Below are 14,134 nucleotides of genomic sequence, written 5' to 3' on the forward strand. Positions count from 1 at the left end.
AGTAGCGATTGAAGTCGATGTAAGTCCGGAGCAGTAGGTTCCAACCATCAGTACCTGGGGATTCCGCCGCCAGACTTCTTTCTCACTTAGGCTGCGCAAGATACGTTTCCGGGGACGCATAGGCTCGGCCGACCCGAAGCAGCAGTCATATGCATATGAAATTCGGCATCAGGTCATTATGACCGTCGACCCCGACGCCGCCCAGTTCATCGATGAGCTGTTCCAGGGCTTCCTTCGCTCGCGAGTCGGAACTGACGATCACAGCAATTGGCTCGGTGCGGGATGCGCATTCTGCTGCCACAGTGCAAGGCGACCGACCTTACCGCCGACCAATCCGCAGAGCCACCATCCGATCATCGCGCGAAGCATGACGGCAACATACGCAACAGCCGTGGTGCCGGCGCCGGCGGAAACGCCGTATCTGAACAAGCGCGCCGATGAACATTCCTGTGATCGCAGCCTCTTCGCGGTACGTTGTCTGACTGACGTCGGTCGTCGGCAATCCGTCGACGTGTTGAATGTCGCGCTTGACAAACTACGGCCCTGCAACGAGTGCCAGGCTGCCAGCCAAATCGCCCAATCGCGCTTGTGCCAGTCGCGCGTTGTTGGCGGCGTCTCTCAAACTGAAATACAGCAACGTACGCATAGAGCTACCTCACGCAATTTCAGTCATCATTTCAGGCTAGCCGACGGATGCTTGCCTTATGACCGCGGCCAATGCGCCTGATGGCCCGGGCTCGAGTGCAGGACGGTGACCGCAGGTCTGGCCAGCCTTCGTTGACAGCACGATCCCAGTCAATCAGGAGCGTGATTGACTGACGCCAGCGGGGCGCCACCAATCGCATGACTCCGAATCGATGGGTGCTTCCCTTCGGCGGCCTTCCGGCCTGGCGGTCGCTGAGAAGGCGCGTGACATGTATGGCCCGGTAAGTGGCCTCTGCAGATTCTTTCGGCACGATATCTTCCTTCATCACTTGCCAGGCTGGCATAGTGACGGCAGGCTGGAAAAATTGTCGCCATTGTGCACACCGAGTTTCCATTGGTAGCGGGTGATCATTTCCACCCATATCGCACTCCTCAGGATCGTTACGTTATCGTCATCACGGTGAGAGCACGGCTCCGCCCGCCTGAAGTGCGAAAGAGCAGCAACGAAGGCGGAAACCAACTTTGCGATTGGTCTTGCGGAGAAGAGTCCTCGGCAGACATCGATTTCGATCCTGGAGAAAGACTGGCTTGCTTGGCTACTGGGGGACTGGGCGAACGGCGGTCGCCGCGTGGCATCTTGCATAAATTTTCCAGGGATCCCCGTGAGTGACTTCAGGAGTCACCAGTCCTAAGACGTCATCGAGGGGGGAAGGCCCGGAAACGAGTGATAGGCGGAACAAAAGCACTTAGCTTCTGAAACACTGCAACTAGCAGTATAGGTGGGCGATGCACCCCATCCTAATCCGCTTACAAATTGGTCAGGCAGGCGGCATACCACGCATCTGCGGTGCCCGCTAGCGCGAACCGCTCGCCCGCTTCTCGCGCTACACTAAATTGCATGGTCAGAGCCGTTCTCGCGGCCAACATCGTCTCCGCCTCTGTGTCGCACAAGGTCATAAATGAACCGCCTTCGGTACTCGGTGAATCTGTCTTATGAGATCCTGGATCCCTCAGGAGACTTTCTGTTGATTGTCGAAGCAGCGAAGACCGCAAGACAGTCCGTTGTATCCGAGCGTCTGGCACTCACGCCATCGGTTCCCGCCGCTCGTTACACGGATCCACTCTGCAACCGCCTGCTCAGGATACGTGCGTACAAGGGCCCCTTGGCCATCCGCTATGAAGCTGTGGTGGACATCGATCATCGTCTGGACGATGGCATGTCGCTAACGGAGGTACCGGTCGCCGAACTCCCGTCCGATGTACTGTCGTACCTGGCGCCGAGCCGGTACTGCGAATCCGACCGCATGATGGAGTTCGCCATGCGCGAGTTTGGCGGCATGCGCCCCGGTTATTCGCGCGTGTATGCGATTCGGGAGTGGGTGCGCAACCATGTGCGCTTTCTTGCGCGATCTACCAATGAGCGGACCTCGGCGATCGATACGATTGTCGAGCGTACCGGCGTATGTCGGGACTTTGCGCACCTGATGATCGCAATCTGCCGCGCATTGAGTATTCCCGCCCGTATGTCCAGCAGCGTGGACTATGGCGCCGATCCTGCGTTGGGCGCGCCGGACTTCCACGCAGTGGTCGAGGTGTTCCTGTCAGGCGGGTGGTACTTGCTCGATCCTTCGGGAGTGTCTATTCCCACTGGCCTACTGCGCATTGGCACCGGCCGGGACGCTGCCGACATTCCGTTTGCCGCCATATTCGGCAAGGTCGAATCGAAGCGGCCCTATATCGAAATTCAGCCAATGACCGACCAGCCGGCGGGGATTGGCCTGCCGCTCGCAACGACGAGCGCTATCTCCACGTGGTGACCGTCATTAGCGAACTTCTCCTTTCATCCGACCCGCATTCGATGGCGGTGTTCTCCTAATATATGTCTCAATCTAGTCCGTGACTTCGTCGATGGATGATGTCAAACGTTCTGGGGCGAGACGCCCCGAGCCGACATCTTACGGACCACCATTCTCGTTCTCTCGTTCTTCGGCAGCAGTACCAAGTCTTCAAGCATGCGGCGTAGTTCTAGGTTCCCCATGGCTAGCCTATGCTTGAAGACTTGAAACGCTTGTTAGTCGCCGGGATTGGCACCTAGAGGTTCTTGCCACGGCTTCGGCAGCTTCGGTGCCTAGCCAAGGCAGACCTATCTGTGCCTGCTGCTGGGTGGGCGGGTTGCCACTCACAGCCAAGTTTCAGGGCAATCAGTCCGCCTTTGCCTCGCCACCGAGGGGAGATCGAAGTGCAGTCGACCTTCGAAAATAAACAGGCGGCAGGCGCGAAATAGAGCGTAGAGTGGTCAGCAAGCTCACGGAGACGCTCATGAATGAAGCACCCAGTTCGAACTACAAAGGGTTCGATATATACCCGCTAGTCTACAAGACCGAAACGCGTCGCGAATGGTACGAGCGACGCCCTGACCGCGCGTATAACATTTCTGTCGTCATTTGCGAGGAGGGTATGGACCCCACCGCAGACGCTGCACAGGTCTTTCCGCTGCTGGCAGAACAATGGGACAGTATTGGGAATGCGAAGCGAGCAGCCATCCTCGGCGGACAAGGCATCATCGATACTTTCGCAACGAGACGTACGCGACGCTGATGATCCAGGGCCGCAAGAAAGCCCCGTGCAGTGCACCGCCGTAAGCGCCTGTCAGCGGAGGCGATGGAGTTCACTTCCGCTCGGCCTCTTCCCGGATGTTAAAGCGCTTGCGTAATTCGTCGATGTGAGGCTTCAGCGCCTGCAGGCACGCACCACCAGCATCGCCTTCGATTGTTGAAATGAACCAATTGCAACCGTCTGGGTCCGCGGGGTGCCAGCATACGTCCCCGAAGCAAGTTCCTGCGCACACCGAGATCTGGTCCTGCGCCGCGCGGACCATCGCCCGAACTTCCGCCTTGTTCTTCATGACTCGTTCCATGACCTCTCCTCGTGAAAAGGACGTCTATGCAATGAGCATAGGCGAATGTGGTGCGCCACAAGCGGCTTTCAAACATCGTTGACAGCATTAGATTGACGGCGGTAGAGAAGCTCCGTATAACTGACCGCGCGGACTCTTCGAGCCCACGACACTGGGACAAAAGCTCGCTTCTATGGGGCGCTTCTGTCCCAATGCCATCCCCCTCCCCTTAGCAGGCGGTTTCGTCAATACAGGCCAACCCTATTGACTGTTGGCACCCACCCATCTGCGGAGAAAAGCGCTTGCTGTGTACCTTTCCAGCTTCTTCTTTTTGTCCTCTCGCAGCTTTTCGAGCGGCGCCAACGACGAAGCAAAACACCAAGCAGAGCGCTCCGCTTGCTGCGCACGCTAAGCTATTCGATGTCCTTGTTGGTAATGGTGGCCACGTTGGCATCGCTGGTTACCCAAAACTAGAAGGTCGCAGATGACGTCTCCTCGTGTAGAGATCCGCGTGCCCGCCGCCTGCAATCCCGATGTTCCTTCGGCCGGCCGTAGATTGATTGACGAGGATTCACAATGCGGTCATCAATAAGATGGAAATGCGAAAGCTACCGCGGCATGTACATACACGTCGTCGCGTTCGAAGTTTCCACTGTGCCGATTCCTCTCCGCCCCCCCTGGCCAAAGTGGGACTACGTGATGGCCGTTCGCTACACGGCGGATACGGACGATCGCATGTTCTGCGAGTCTTTCGACCAAGCGGATGACTACTTCACGCGCGAGGCTGCAGAGCAGGCGGCCTTCCACTATGGTCGGTTTGCCGTGGACATTATTCAGGGATTAGGTTGAGGCGGCGAGGAATGCTGATGCAAAAAAGGGCCTTTACCGAAATCCTCTCGGATATCCCCTTAAACTGGCCAAGCGCCTAGACGCTATTCAGCCGTTGCCCGCGGCCTCAGCGCCCAGGCAGGGTAAGCCCATCTGGTGCCGGCTACTGGCTTGGCGGGTTGCTGATCAGCATTCACCTCCGATTCGGCCCCTCGTGTGGCGTAGGACAGAACCGGACATCAGCCTTGAGTTCGAGCGCGCACGATGACAAGAAAGAGGCCATTGACGTTGCGACGTGACGGTGACCCTCCCTTGAAACATTATTTTTTTACCGGGGTCTTGTCATGGATGCGTTCAACATACGAAGAGTGGAGCAATATCGAGGTCTGATACTGCAGATGGTGGTGTTTCAGAATGATGTCGATGGTCAGCAACGAGGCCAACATGGGTGGGGATACAGCGTTGCAGTTGGAGAGCCAGCGGATGCAGAGAGTCCATATATATGTGGGCCCTACTATCACTCGTCTCCATACCGCTCTTCCGCGGAGGCTGATACGGCTTGCTTACAGCGCGGTCACCTTGCCGTTGACATGCTACTTGGCACTATCTGAGACTGGCATGCGCACCCGCTGCCGGCGAACCGGCGCCGCAACAAAAGCGTCATCGATCCGCTATTGCGATGCGGACAATCCTGACGGCGGAGCCCAGGAGTCTATGCTCACTCTCGACCGGACCGCTTTCAACCGTTTGCTCGCTTGACATGATGGACGCTCGGTCCGAAGTCAACCCAAAAAGAGCCATCCCTGGTGCAGCGATTGGATGTCTCACATGGGTCGTTCTGCGACGGTCGCGGCGTCGGACAACTTCGGCGGCCGGTCTTCGCCGCCAAGAACTGGTAGCTACCAGCTATCCGTCGACGGCGCCGCGGAGGCAATCTGCATGCGCCCCAACCCTGCATCGGACTCGGCCGCTGCCACCGGCCAGCGCCACCGCTCTAGCCTCACCCCCCGTCAAGCATTCAACCCCGCACAAAAAGCACGACCGGACTGACATTTCTATTTAGCGGAGGGGAAGACATTTCAGAAGGCCCTAGACATGGTAGCTACCAGATATCCTGCGGCCTCACTCTTCGGCTAAAACGATCCAATAACAGCGGAGGCCAGGCCGATTGCAGGCGTATAGAAGATGGATGTCTGCGCACGCACCAAGCTGGAGGAAATTTTCCGGTCGGCCGACGCCGGCCCCGCCCCGCGCCGCAGATCCACAGGCGCGGCTCCCGTTCATGGGCGACGGGGACGCAAGGCGAATGCTTGACATGCTGCTCAGTGGCGTACGCTCAAATGGCAATTTCGCCACATCGCTTGAGTGCCCGCAATGCAGCTTGCCTTCTTCCCGCACAACACAAAAGTCGAATTTGATCCGGCGGCGCCCGCCCTGATTGTCCTGGCGTGTTCCGGAAGGAAGGGCACCGTCCGCTCCCCTGCTTTGCAGCTCTACCGGGGCGTGATGTACCAGACCTACCGTGCCCACTTCCCATGCGACGCCGCCGCGCCGGCAATGGTGATCCTCTCCGCAAAGCACGGTTTTGTAGCGCCCGACGACACGCTGGACCCGTACGATCTGCAGATGACATCTGCCCGCGCTGACGAAATCTTGGCAAGGCTGCAGCAGTCCGTAATGCAGGTAGCGTGGCCACTCAGGGCCAGTAAAGTACTCCTCGCCGGCGGGCAAACCTACCGGCGCGTGATGCGCGCTGCCGTCGGTCTGGTCGGTGCATCGCACCTGCCGATCGAGGAGGTCAGTGGAGGCATTGGCTACCAGCGCTCCCAGCTCGCCAAGTTCCTTGCCGAGCAAAGCGGCCCTGCCCTTGCCGACCAGTGCGGCTCCTATCCGAACGGCCAGCCGCTGTACAGGAGATACGGGGTCTATGCGGTCGGAGACAGCGTACTTTTCAACGACCCCGGCCCCGGGCGGTTGGCGCTGAAGCGTGCTGTCCTGCGTGAGTTGTTCCATGGCCCGGCTGGCCCCACCGCATGCGCCGACGTCGACGATACGGTTGCTGGCCGGGCGCGCGTCGTCTCCAGGTGGATCTCGCTCGCCGGAATTCGATGCCACGCGGACGAAGCGGCAGCCCCCACCGCTGGCAGCAACGACCGCATCGAAGATGCGGTAAAGGTTGTCGGGAGGCGCAACTTTCAGTATATAAATACTGGCTATGGATACCCTTTGGCATCATGATCCCGCGCGCGCTTACGCCGACTGGCAGGCGCGCGAAGCCGCCGGCGCTGACCGGCGGCCCTTCTCCCAGCAATCCATCGTCCAGCATCGGGCGATGTTCGACAGGTTCCACCGCTACCTGGTCGGCCGCGGCACGACGCTGGCCAACTTCGGCGCTGACGTTCTCGATGGGTTTTGGCTTGATGGGGAAGCCGCCCAATACTCTGCGGCGACACGCATGCGCTACCTCAAGCTCATCGACCGCCTGTGTAGACATCTGGTTGTGATCGGCATCCGCGATGCGAATCCCGCCAGCGAACACGTTCGTGGCCAGCGCTGGCCAGTCGACGACCCGGAACCCCTCTTCCTGCCCGAGGATGTCGACCAGAGGCTGCAGGACTTCGTGCGGCCGCAACCCGATGATGATCCCGCAAGGCTGCAAAAACGCGCGATCGTTACGCTGTTTCTCGGCACCGGAGCGACATCCAGCGAAGGGCGCGCTGCACGCCTACAGGACCTGCACCCGCAAGCATCACCGCCGTATCTTCACGTGCCGGCGCGCCCGCCGAGAGTTTCACGCACGGTTCATCTCGAGCCGTTTGCCGTGGCAACGCTTACCGACTGGCTATCCGTTCGCCGGGGCTTGTCCGTCAATGGCGACCTGCTGTTTACGCTCAAGCAATCTGGCACACCCATCACCGACATGAGCCTTGGCAAGATCGTGCGCGAGGCATTTGCCGCCATTGGGTATGAGTCAGAGGACATGAGCCCTCGAATTCTTCGCAACACCTATTGCCGGCGACAGCTGCTTTACGGCGTAACTCCAGATGCTGTATCTGAGCGGCTGGGATTGGCCAGCAACAGAACCGTCGTACGCATCGCGGCGACCATCGACTCGGCAAAGGTTCGCTGACGTGACCCCCTCTTGCGTCGGGAGGCCGTCCCAAGACACCTAGGCCATACTCGCTGCTCGCCGGACAAATGAACTGAACAACACCGGAAACACGAGAATGGTCACTACGTTTGCATGGGCGTTCTATGCCCTCACCCTCCTAGCCGCCCTGTTTGCAGGCCTGCGCTGGATTATTCGGAACGATCCGAGCTTCGCATGCGTCGAGTAACGACCCAGATCGCTGTGCTGGCCATCGCCATTGCGCCTCTCGCTACCGCCAACGCCTACACAAAATGCCAGCGCGGCAACAAGGTCCTCTACACGCAAGAGTTGCATTGCCCGACCGGTCACACAGCGGTCGCCGCAGCCGTATCGGGCACCGTATCGACGGTGGGCAAAAGCGACGCGGTCCGTAAGCAGGAACAAGACTTCCTGGCTTCTCGTGCCACGAACGCTGCCGCGACGGCGCAGATTGTCAGCACCACGGCACCCGTTCAGGCTTCGTCTGGTCCTGCATGCGAGGCGCTCACCGAGCAGGCCAGGGCGATCGAAGCCTCGATGCGCAGGCCCGGCGATGCACAATGGCACGACAGCCTGCGCCAGCAACACCGTAGTGTTCGCGATCAGCAGCATCGATTGGGTTGTTAAGCTCCGGGCTGAGCAATTCGCAACACTGCAAACATGACCGGCAAGGCAAAAGCACTATCGCAGGCAACTCAAGACGACAGACCGTCGCGCTCGTCGCGCGCAACGGCCGCACTCGCCCGTCTCCAAGCGGCCGCCACGCGCCAGGGCTTTGTCTGTCACGCTACCGAATGGCGAGGTGTCAGCGCGAAGCTCTGGCTTGAGTGTGAAAAAGGTCACCGCTTTGAGCGCGCAGCCTACGGCGTGCTGTACAAGCAATCGGGCTGCCCCGAATGCAGCCGCGCAGTACCTGCCGCCAAATTTGCCAAGCTCGTAGCCGAGCGCGGGGGCCAATGCCTGAGTGGCACCTACCTGGGTAGCGAAGCCCTTCACAGACTCCGCTGCCAGGCGGGGCACGAATGGACTCCTGAGGGGCGTAGTGTGCTGGCGGGTTACTGGTGCCCTATGTGCGCGGGCAAAGGGGAACTTGCGACCTCAAAAGGATCATCCGCCAAGTATGGACTGGCTGACCTTCAGGCCAAAGCGGCGGAACATGGAGGGCGATGTCTCGCGACCGCCTACGGGAGAGGCCGGGACTATTATCCTTTCCAGTGCGCAGCCGGCCACGGCTGGGAAGCGATGGGCTACAAGGTGCTCAAGGGCAATTGGTGTCGCACCTGCACTGACTCCAGATTGGCAGCGCAGAGAGCCGATGCAAACGGCCTCGCCCGCATTCAACGTATCGCGCTGTCGCATAACGGGAAATGCCTCACCACCACCTACTTGGGCACTAGTGCTAAGTATGCATTCGAGTGCGCAGCGGGCCATCAGTGGAAGGCATTGGGCAACAACATCCTCCAGGGCGGCTGGTGTCGTCGGTGCCGCAACGAGAGCCAGAAGCTGGGCATCGAGGCGATGCATGCGCTGGCAAGGGCACGCGGTGGGCGCTGCCTCTCGGACACGTACACCCACGGGAAATCCAAGCTCAAGTGGGAGTGCCATCGTGGCCACGTATGGGACGCGACCCCCTCGGGGGTAAAGGGAGGCCGCTGGTGCCCATCCTGCGCGATTCTGAACACTATCGTTGCAAAGAACCATCGTAAGCGTAAGCGCTACGAGACCGTAGGGAAGACGCCAAGTTAGCGATTCTCCCGTTGCGTAACGATGCGCATTCTGGCTAATCTCTAAGGATCCGGCCGGAGCGCCGGCGATTTCCCCGAACAGGAGCCCTATGGCAACGAAGAAGACGGCCGCCCCGAAGACTGCGGCGAAGAAGGCTGCACCGGCAGCGAAGAAGGCAGCCGCCGCGCCCGTGGCAAAGCCGCTCAAGGACACGTTCAACAAATCCAGCCTGCTCGCCCACCTTGTGACGCAGACCGAGTTGGACAAGAAAACGGTGCAAACTGTGCTGGTGCACCTCGAGAACACGATCTCCAGCGCCATTCACAAAAAGGGCGCCGGAGAATTCACGTTTCCGGGGCTGTTCAAAGTATCGGCGATTCAAGTGCCAGCGACGAAGAAGCGCTTTGGTCGCAATCCCTTCACCGGTCAGGACCAGTGGTTCGCCGCAAAGCCGGCTTCGGTCAAGGTGAAGGTGCGCCCGCTGAAGAAGCTGAAGGACGCAGCCCTGTAACTCATCACGCTGCCCAATAAGCAGAATGGCCTGGCATTGCCAGGCCATTTCGTTTTTGTTGCGATGGAATTGGTTCTTTGCATGGCCGAGTTCGGCCATTTTCGGTCGTTGCACTTTCATCGATGAACGTCTGCTCGAAGAGCATAAACCGACCTTGACTCAAGCCTTTGGTGACTGGTCCCAACAACTTCGGCGCACTTCCCCAGCCAGGACCTTGCAACTACCAGCCGCTCCCCGGTGCAGCGGCTGGACTCTGCATGCCCCTCCCAGCATCTGTGCTCGGCTAGGGGGCGGCCAGTACCACCGCCCCGTCGTCCTCAGCCTCGCACCAAGCATTCGAACCTTCTCCGAACCGCACGGTCGGGCCAACATCTGAAGATTTCCGGCCTACGATCAACAAAGCCCACAGAAGCGCAGGAGCTTCTCTACATGTCACGGAATCGTATGAGACTGAGCTCTTCGCGTTAATGTCGCGCTTAAATTCACTGTATGAGAGGGACGATTCCAATTTTTTCAGCAAGCATGCGCTCGTACACCCCGAAGTGAAGATCGACTTCAGTCTGGCTAACAACGGTCACCTCTATATTAATCTGCTCCGCTGTTAGCCCAAATATTGTGGCCAGCGCCAGTTCCAGATGCGGGACGACATCCTTATCCTTTGGAAAAGTCGTGCCAATATTGATTGAGTACGAATTCGAGCGATCCGCAACAACTTCTAGCAGGCGGGCGGCGGCGCTCATGTTGTGCTCGACGCCAATGCGGGCGAGCTCAGCGATGCTGCGCATTTTTTCAGTCGGGAACCCGCGAACGCACCGAAGCCGGATGCGGTGAGGGCCTAACGTAATCCAGTCAGTATCGAACTCCATAGTTACCTCCTTTCTCGTGTTTTTGGAAGCCAATACTTTGCCGGGAGATTCAGAAGGACCTCCCGGCCTACCCTGGAACCTAAGAGATCTTGATTTCAATGCGTCTGGGTCGCGCCTCGTCACGGCGTGGGATGATGAGTTTAAGGACACCGTCCTGCAACTGGGCTTGAATCTGTGTGGGGTCTAGATCGGCGCTGATGACAAACGACCGCGCAAAATGCGGCTGGCGAATCTCGGCGTGCTGAACCCGCAGATCCGCCGGCATCGGCACGACGGCCTCTGCGTCAATATGCAAAGTCCCGTCGTTGACATTTACCTGAAGCTTTTCACGGCTTACTCCCGGAAGGTCGGCCCACAGCGTCACGCCATTCTTGTCTTCCACGATGTCGACTGCGGGGACCAATGTCATTGTGCTGGTGGCTTGGTCCTCATGGCGTTGGGCCATGGGACCATCATTGCGTTGCGCGACTTGGGTGGTCTCGTTCATGGCAGGCTCCTTCACTTAATTGACCGTAATCGCTCTCGGCTTGGACGCCTCCCGCCTACCTACACTGACCGAGAGGCAACCGTTGGCATATTTGGCCTGAACTTTGTCGGGGTCAGCGCCTTCCGGGAGCTCAATTACTCGTCTGAAAGAGCCGACAAAGCGCTCCTGCGCATAGCGTCGTGCCTCCGGCATGTCTGCTTGCCAAACCGCATGTCGTTCGCCGCTGATGGTCAGCAGCCCACGGTCTATAGAAACTTCGAGATTCTCCTGCTTGATACCCGGTGCAAACGCAACGATCTCGATGGATTCGTCAGTGGCACCAACATTAATTGGAGGGAATGCGCCGAAGCGCCCGGCGCGGATGCTGGAAGGAAACCCTCCGAACAGGCCCGTCATCTGCTGTTGCAGTCGTTCCAGGTCACTGAAGAGGTCGGTCCCGAAGAATGCATCAGCCATAGTCGTATCCTCCTGTAAAGCGCAGTGAGGAGTGAGGGGCATTACGCGCTCCCACTCACCTGCCTCACTGATGGCAAACAAATAGAAACACGCAGCGCGACGTCGCGACTGCCTGAGCGGAGGTAAAAATAGCAACAGAACAGCGCCTTTTCAAGAGGACGATTGAGCACATAAGACCGAATCCGCAGAAGATCACTTGGCGCGCCGAGTATTGGCGGCTTTGCGCATGCACGAAAGCCAAGGGGGGCGAAAGTCGCCCCTTGTCAGGCAATTTCGGGGCAAGTTGGAAGTCTTGGCAAAGTACGTTCGGCCTCGCTACGATAAAACAATCTGAATTGCCTCTGCTTGCCATGCACATAGTTCTGCTGCGCCGCGGTAGCCGCGCCCTGATTCTGCCCGGCGGCAAAGACCTGATCGACTGCCCGCTGCTGGTGCGTCATTGGCTGGGCGCGCCTGACACGCGCTGTGCTACCGAGTTGACCAGGGACACGCCGTTACCTGGGATAGCCCCCCCTGTGGTACTGGCAGAGGTTCTGCAGAAAGGCTTCTGCGCGCTTGATGTGTATGGCGTGGTACACGGCTTCGAATCGCCCTTGCAGGCAGATTTCACCGACTAGATTGTCCGAGATGCGGACACAAGTGCCACTGATCTGTTAACCGGTGCGGGGGGCTCGACCGAAATCCGCGTGGTTAAACCAGAGTAAGGCTCCGCATTTGCCCTTACGCTCAAGCCGAAAAAGCGTAGCTGCAGACCGCCCGCTGCCGATTTGCTCTGAGATGGGACATCCTTTCCTACGCCATCGCATGGCGACTTGGGGTCGGTTAGAGCGGGCCGCTCCAGGCGGGCGGCCGTCCGGCAGGCCGTCGGTCCAATGTCTCTTTCCCCCCTCGTATGGCGCCGATGGCGGGTCACAAAAGAGCCCGCGAGGACTTCCTGTCGGCGAGCGAAACCTGCACGCCGTCGGTGTTGTATTGGGTAGCCAGCGTGGACAAGCCCCGGGACGAGTGCAAAAAGAAGCGGAAGCGGAAATTCGCCAGCAGGGTGAAGTCGTATGCCAATCAACGCGTCCCTTGTGAGTCGAGGGCGAAGTCTGATGAGGCTCGGGCGGCGATTTCTGCCGCCCCCTTATCGTGGCGGGAGCGGGCGTCCTGTGCTTAAATGCGGATGCTGGGGCCCGACCGTCACTCCACCATGTCTACCAGCGTCGGGCAATGATTTCACCATGTCCGCCCCCGAATCTACTTGGCAATACTCCGCACACATGCACGCGGAGGTCACGCAAACGATCGTCAGCCGCGCCTTGCCGTACTCGCCAGTCGGCATCACGAGGGTGCAAAGCACCCGGCGCCACTCCGGCATGACGGACCCCTACGAGCGAGAACCAGCCTACCTGGTCATCCTGCAGCTGCGGCCGTTCGGCGAACAGGAACTCTGGCTCGGCGGCAAGCCCGCACCGCATGTGCCCTACGGCGCCGGCTGGCTGGCCATCTACGATCTCGAACGGAACTGGTCTGCCAACCTGATCGGCGAGTACGACTGCATGCAGTTCTACATCCCGCAGGCCGCCTTGACCGAAACCGCCAAAGACCTCGGTATCCGCGCCGTACAGCACCTGCACTGCCCGCCTCACCTGGCCGTTTCCGACCCCGTGGTCCACCACCTGAGCCAGGCGCTGCTGCCGGCGCTGGCGCGCCCGGAGCAAGCCTCGGCGCTCTTCATCGACCATATGGCGCTGGCGCTGCGCGCCCATCTGGTGCAGACCTACGCCGGCGTGCAGGTGCCGGCTCGCCGCGTGCACGCCGGGCTGGCGCCTTGGCAGGAAGACCGTGCCAAGGCGCTGATCATGGCCCATCTCGATGGCGAGATCCTGCTGGAGACACTTGCAGAAGCCTGCGACCTCTCGCGCGCGCACTTTGCCAAGGCATTCCGCGTAAGTACCGGCATGCCGCCGCACCGTTGGATGGTGCTGCAGCGGATCGAGCGCGCTCAGCATTACCTGGCTCACAGCAATCTGTCGCTGGGAGAGATCGCCCATCTGTGCGGCTTTGCCGACCAGAGCCACTTCACCCGAACCTTCGGCAAGGTCGTCGGCATTAATCCTGGCGAATGGCGCCGGCAAAAGCGGCATTGATGCGCCTACGCCTGGCGTGTTGCACATTGCAAGGATAAAGCACACGTTTGTACAATAGCAGCACATCGGTTCTATCAACAGCCAGCATCGGCTCGTAAAGTCCGGCATGCCATTGGATTCAAGGAGCTGCCGCGTGAACGCCCCCGAACACCCTCGGCCTCCGCGCACCATGGCGAGTTCACCCCGCAGTAGCACGCCGGCTTCGTCTCCGGAATGTTGATCGGCAGATCCGCTGTCAGCGCCGGGCTGCATTACCGACCATAGCCGCTATCGCATATCGACACCTGCGCCCGCTGGATTGCGTTAGGTATCGATTTGATAGGGTGCCAACGGGGAGCCGCCGCTCACGCGGCGAAACAATTACTTAACGTCAGGCTTGGAAGCCCGGCACAACCTCTGCGTTCCATGTCGTCAAATGCCTATCCCACCCCGCTCACTAAACCGCGTTTCGACGAAGC

Annotated in this window: 15 protein-coding genes; 10 read left to right on the forward strand and 5 right to left on the reverse strand. The window is 59.5% G+C overall.

Annotated features, from left to right (window positions below; all coding sequences use genetic code 11):
- Positions 1–178: 178 nt before the first annotated feature.
- The 3 genes from ABDB81_RS18630 (at position 179) to ABDB81_RS18640 (ending at position 3,243) form a co-directional block, all read left to right on the forward strand.
- Positions 179–727, forward strand: a complete 549-nt coding sequence (locus ABDB81_RS18630) for a hypothetical protein (protein WP_346812838.1) — start codon at positions 179–181, stop codon at positions 725–727.
- A gap of 877 nt (positions 728–1,604) precedes the next feature.
- Entirely contained in the window at positions 1,605–2,462 is an 858-nt protein-coding gene (locus tag ABDB81_RS18635) for a transglutaminase family protein (RefSeq protein WP_346812841.1), read from the forward strand.
- A gap of 502 nt (positions 2,463–2,964) precedes the next feature.
- Entirely contained in the window at positions 2,965–3,243 is a 279-nt protein-coding gene (locus ABDB81_RS18640; protein WP_346812844.1) for a hypothetical protein, read from the forward strand.
- A gap of 70 nt (positions 3,244–3,313) precedes the next feature.
- Here the strand turns inward: ABDB81_RS18640 and ABDB81_RS18645 are convergent, their stop codons facing one another.
- Positions 3,314–3,562: a hypothetical protein gene (locus ABDB81_RS18645; RefSeq protein ID WP_346812847.1), complete on the reverse strand. Its 249-nt coding sequence runs from the start codon at positions 3,560–3,562 to the stop codon at positions 3,314–3,316.
- Positions 3,563–4,240: 678 nt separating this feature from the next.
- On the opposite strand from ABDB81_RS18645, the gene ABDB81_RS18650 reads away from it, so the two are divergent.
- The 5 genes from ABDB81_RS18650 (at position 4,241) to ABDB81_RS18670 (ending at position 9,735) form a co-directional block, all read left to right on the forward strand.
- A complete protein-coding gene (locus ABDB81_RS18650) occupies positions 4,241–4,390 on the forward strand; it encodes a hypothetical protein (RefSeq protein ID WP_346812850.1) in 150 nt (49 codons plus the stop codon).
- A 1,353-nt stretch (positions 4,391–5,743) separates the two neighbouring features.
- Entirely contained in the window at positions 5,744–6,607 is an 864-nt protein-coding gene (locus ABDB81_RS18655) for a DUF6884 domain-containing protein (RefSeq protein ID WP_346812852.1), read from the forward strand.
- Complete coding sequence (locus ABDB81_RS18660; RefSeq protein ID WP_346812855.1) at positions 6,585–7,499, forward strand: tyrosine-type recombinase/integrase; 915 nt, start codon at positions 6,585–6,587, stop codon at positions 7,497–7,499. Before ABDB81_RS18655 ends, ABDB81_RS18660 begins: the two co-directional genes overlap by 23 nt.
- A 195-nt stretch (positions 7,500–7,694) precedes the next feature.
- A complete protein-coding gene (locus ABDB81_RS18665; RefSeq protein ID WP_346812858.1) occupies positions 7,695–8,126 on the forward strand; it encodes a hypothetical protein in 432 nt (143 codons plus the stop codon).
- Positions 8,127–9,333: 1,207 nt separating this feature from the next.
- Complete coding sequence (locus ABDB81_RS18670) at positions 9,334–9,735, forward strand: HU family DNA-binding protein (RefSeq protein ID WP_346812861.1); 402 nt, start codon at positions 9,334–9,336, stop codon at positions 9,733–9,735.
- A 482-nt stretch (positions 9,736–10,217) separates the two neighbouring features.
- On the opposite strand, the gene ABDB81_RS18675 is transcribed toward ABDB81_RS18670, so the two are convergent.
- The 3 genes from ABDB81_RS18675 to ABDB81_RS18685 all read right to left on the reverse strand — a co-directional run bounded on the left by ABDB81_RS18675 (position 10,218) and on the right by ABDB81_RS18685 (position 11,544).
- Complete coding sequence (locus ABDB81_RS18675) at positions 10,218–10,601, reverse strand: hypothetical protein (protein ID WP_346812864.1); 384 nt, start codon at positions 10,599–10,601, stop codon at positions 10,218–10,220.
- Positions 10,602–10,680: 79 nt separating this feature from the next.
- Positions 10,681–11,088: an Hsp20/alpha crystallin family protein gene (locus tag ABDB81_RS18680; protein WP_346812867.1), complete on the reverse strand. Its 408-nt coding sequence runs from the start codon at positions 11,086–11,088 to the stop codon at positions 10,681–10,683.
- Positions 11,089–11,103: 15 nt separating this feature from the next.
- Positions 11,104–11,544, reverse strand: a complete 441-nt coding sequence (locus ABDB81_RS18685) for an Hsp20/alpha crystallin family protein (RefSeq protein WP_346812870.1) — start codon at positions 11,542–11,544, stop codon at positions 11,104–11,106.
- Positions 11,545–11,804: 260 nt separating this feature from the next.
- On the opposite strand from ABDB81_RS18685, the gene ABDB81_RS18690 reads away from it, so the two are divergent.
- Complete coding sequence (locus tag ABDB81_RS18690; RefSeq protein WP_346812873.1) at positions 11,805–12,161, forward strand: hypothetical protein; 357 nt, start codon at positions 11,805–11,807, stop codon at positions 12,159–12,161.
- Positions 12,162–12,453: 292 nt separating this feature from the next.
- On the opposite strand, the gene ABDB81_RS18695 is transcribed toward ABDB81_RS18690, so the two are convergent.
- Positions 12,454–12,603 carry a hypothetical protein gene (locus ABDB81_RS18695; protein WP_346812875.1) on the reverse strand — a complete coding sequence of 50 codons (150 nt, stop codon included), beginning with the start codon at positions 12,601–12,603 and terminating at the stop codon, positions 12,454–12,456.
- 164 nt (positions 12,604–12,767) lie between these two features.
- Between ABDB81_RS18695 and ABDB81_RS18700 the strand changes: the two genes are divergently transcribed.
- On the forward strand, positions 12,768–13,676 hold the full coding sequence (locus ABDB81_RS18700; protein WP_160474907.1) for an AraC family transcriptional regulator: 909 nt from the start codon (positions 12,768–12,770) through the stop codon (positions 13,674–13,676).
- Positions 13,677–14,134: the final 458 nt, after the last annotated feature.

Source organism: Cupriavidus sp. DL-D2, from assembly GCF_039710735.1.
In the GTDB taxonomy this organism is placed as follows: Bacteria; Pseudomonadota; Gammaproteobacteria; order Burkholderiales; family Burkholderiaceae; genus Cupriavidus.

Coding starts and splice junctions, on each gene's coding strand:
- ABDB81_RS18630 (WP_346812838.1), top strand. CDS start 179: ATGACCGTCGACCCCGACGCCGCCCAGTTCATCGATGAGCTGTTCCAG.
- ABDB81_RS18635 (WP_346812841.1), top strand. CDS start 1,605: ATGAACCGCCTTCGGTACTCGGTGAATCTGTCTTATGAGATCCTGGAT.
- ABDB81_RS18640 (WP_346812844.1), top strand. CDS start 2,965: ATGAATGAAGCACCCAGTTCGAACTACAAAGGGTTCGATATATACCCG.
- ABDB81_RS18645 (WP_346812847.1), bottom strand. CDS start 3,562: ATGGAACGAGTCATGAAGAACAAGGCGGAAGTTCGGGCGATGGTCCGC.
- ABDB81_RS18650 (WP_346812850.1), top strand. CDS start 4,241: ATGGCCGTTCGCTACACGGCGGATACGGACGATCGCATGTTCTGCGAG.
- ABDB81_RS18655 (WP_346812852.1), top strand. CDS start 5,744: ATGCAGCTTGCCTTCTTCCCGCACAACACAAAAGTCGAATTTGATCCG.
- ABDB81_RS18660 (WP_346812855.1), top strand. CDS start 6,585: ATGGATACCCTTTGGCATCATGATCCCGCGCGCGCTTACGCCGACTGG.
- ABDB81_RS18665 (WP_346812858.1), top strand. CDS start 7,695: ATGCGTCGAGTAACGACCCAGATCGCTGTGCTGGCCATCGCCATTGCG.
- ABDB81_RS18670 (WP_346812861.1), top strand. CDS start 9,334: ATGGCAACGAAGAAGACGGCCGCCCCGAAGACTGCGGCGAAGAAGGCT.
- ABDB81_RS18675 (WP_346812864.1), bottom strand. CDS start 10,601: ATGGAGTTCGATACTGACTGGATTACGTTAGGCCCTCACCGCATCCGG.
- ABDB81_RS18680 (WP_346812867.1), bottom strand. CDS start 11,088: ATGAACGAGACCACCCAAGTCGCGCAACGCAATGATGGTCCCATGGCC.
- ABDB81_RS18685 (WP_346812870.1), bottom strand. CDS start 11,544: ATGGCTGATGCATTCTTCGGGACCGACCTCTTCAGTGACCTGGAACGA.
- ABDB81_RS18700 (WP_160474907.1), top strand. CDS start 12,768: ATGTCCGCCCCCGAATCTACTTGGCAATACTCCGCACACATGCACGCG.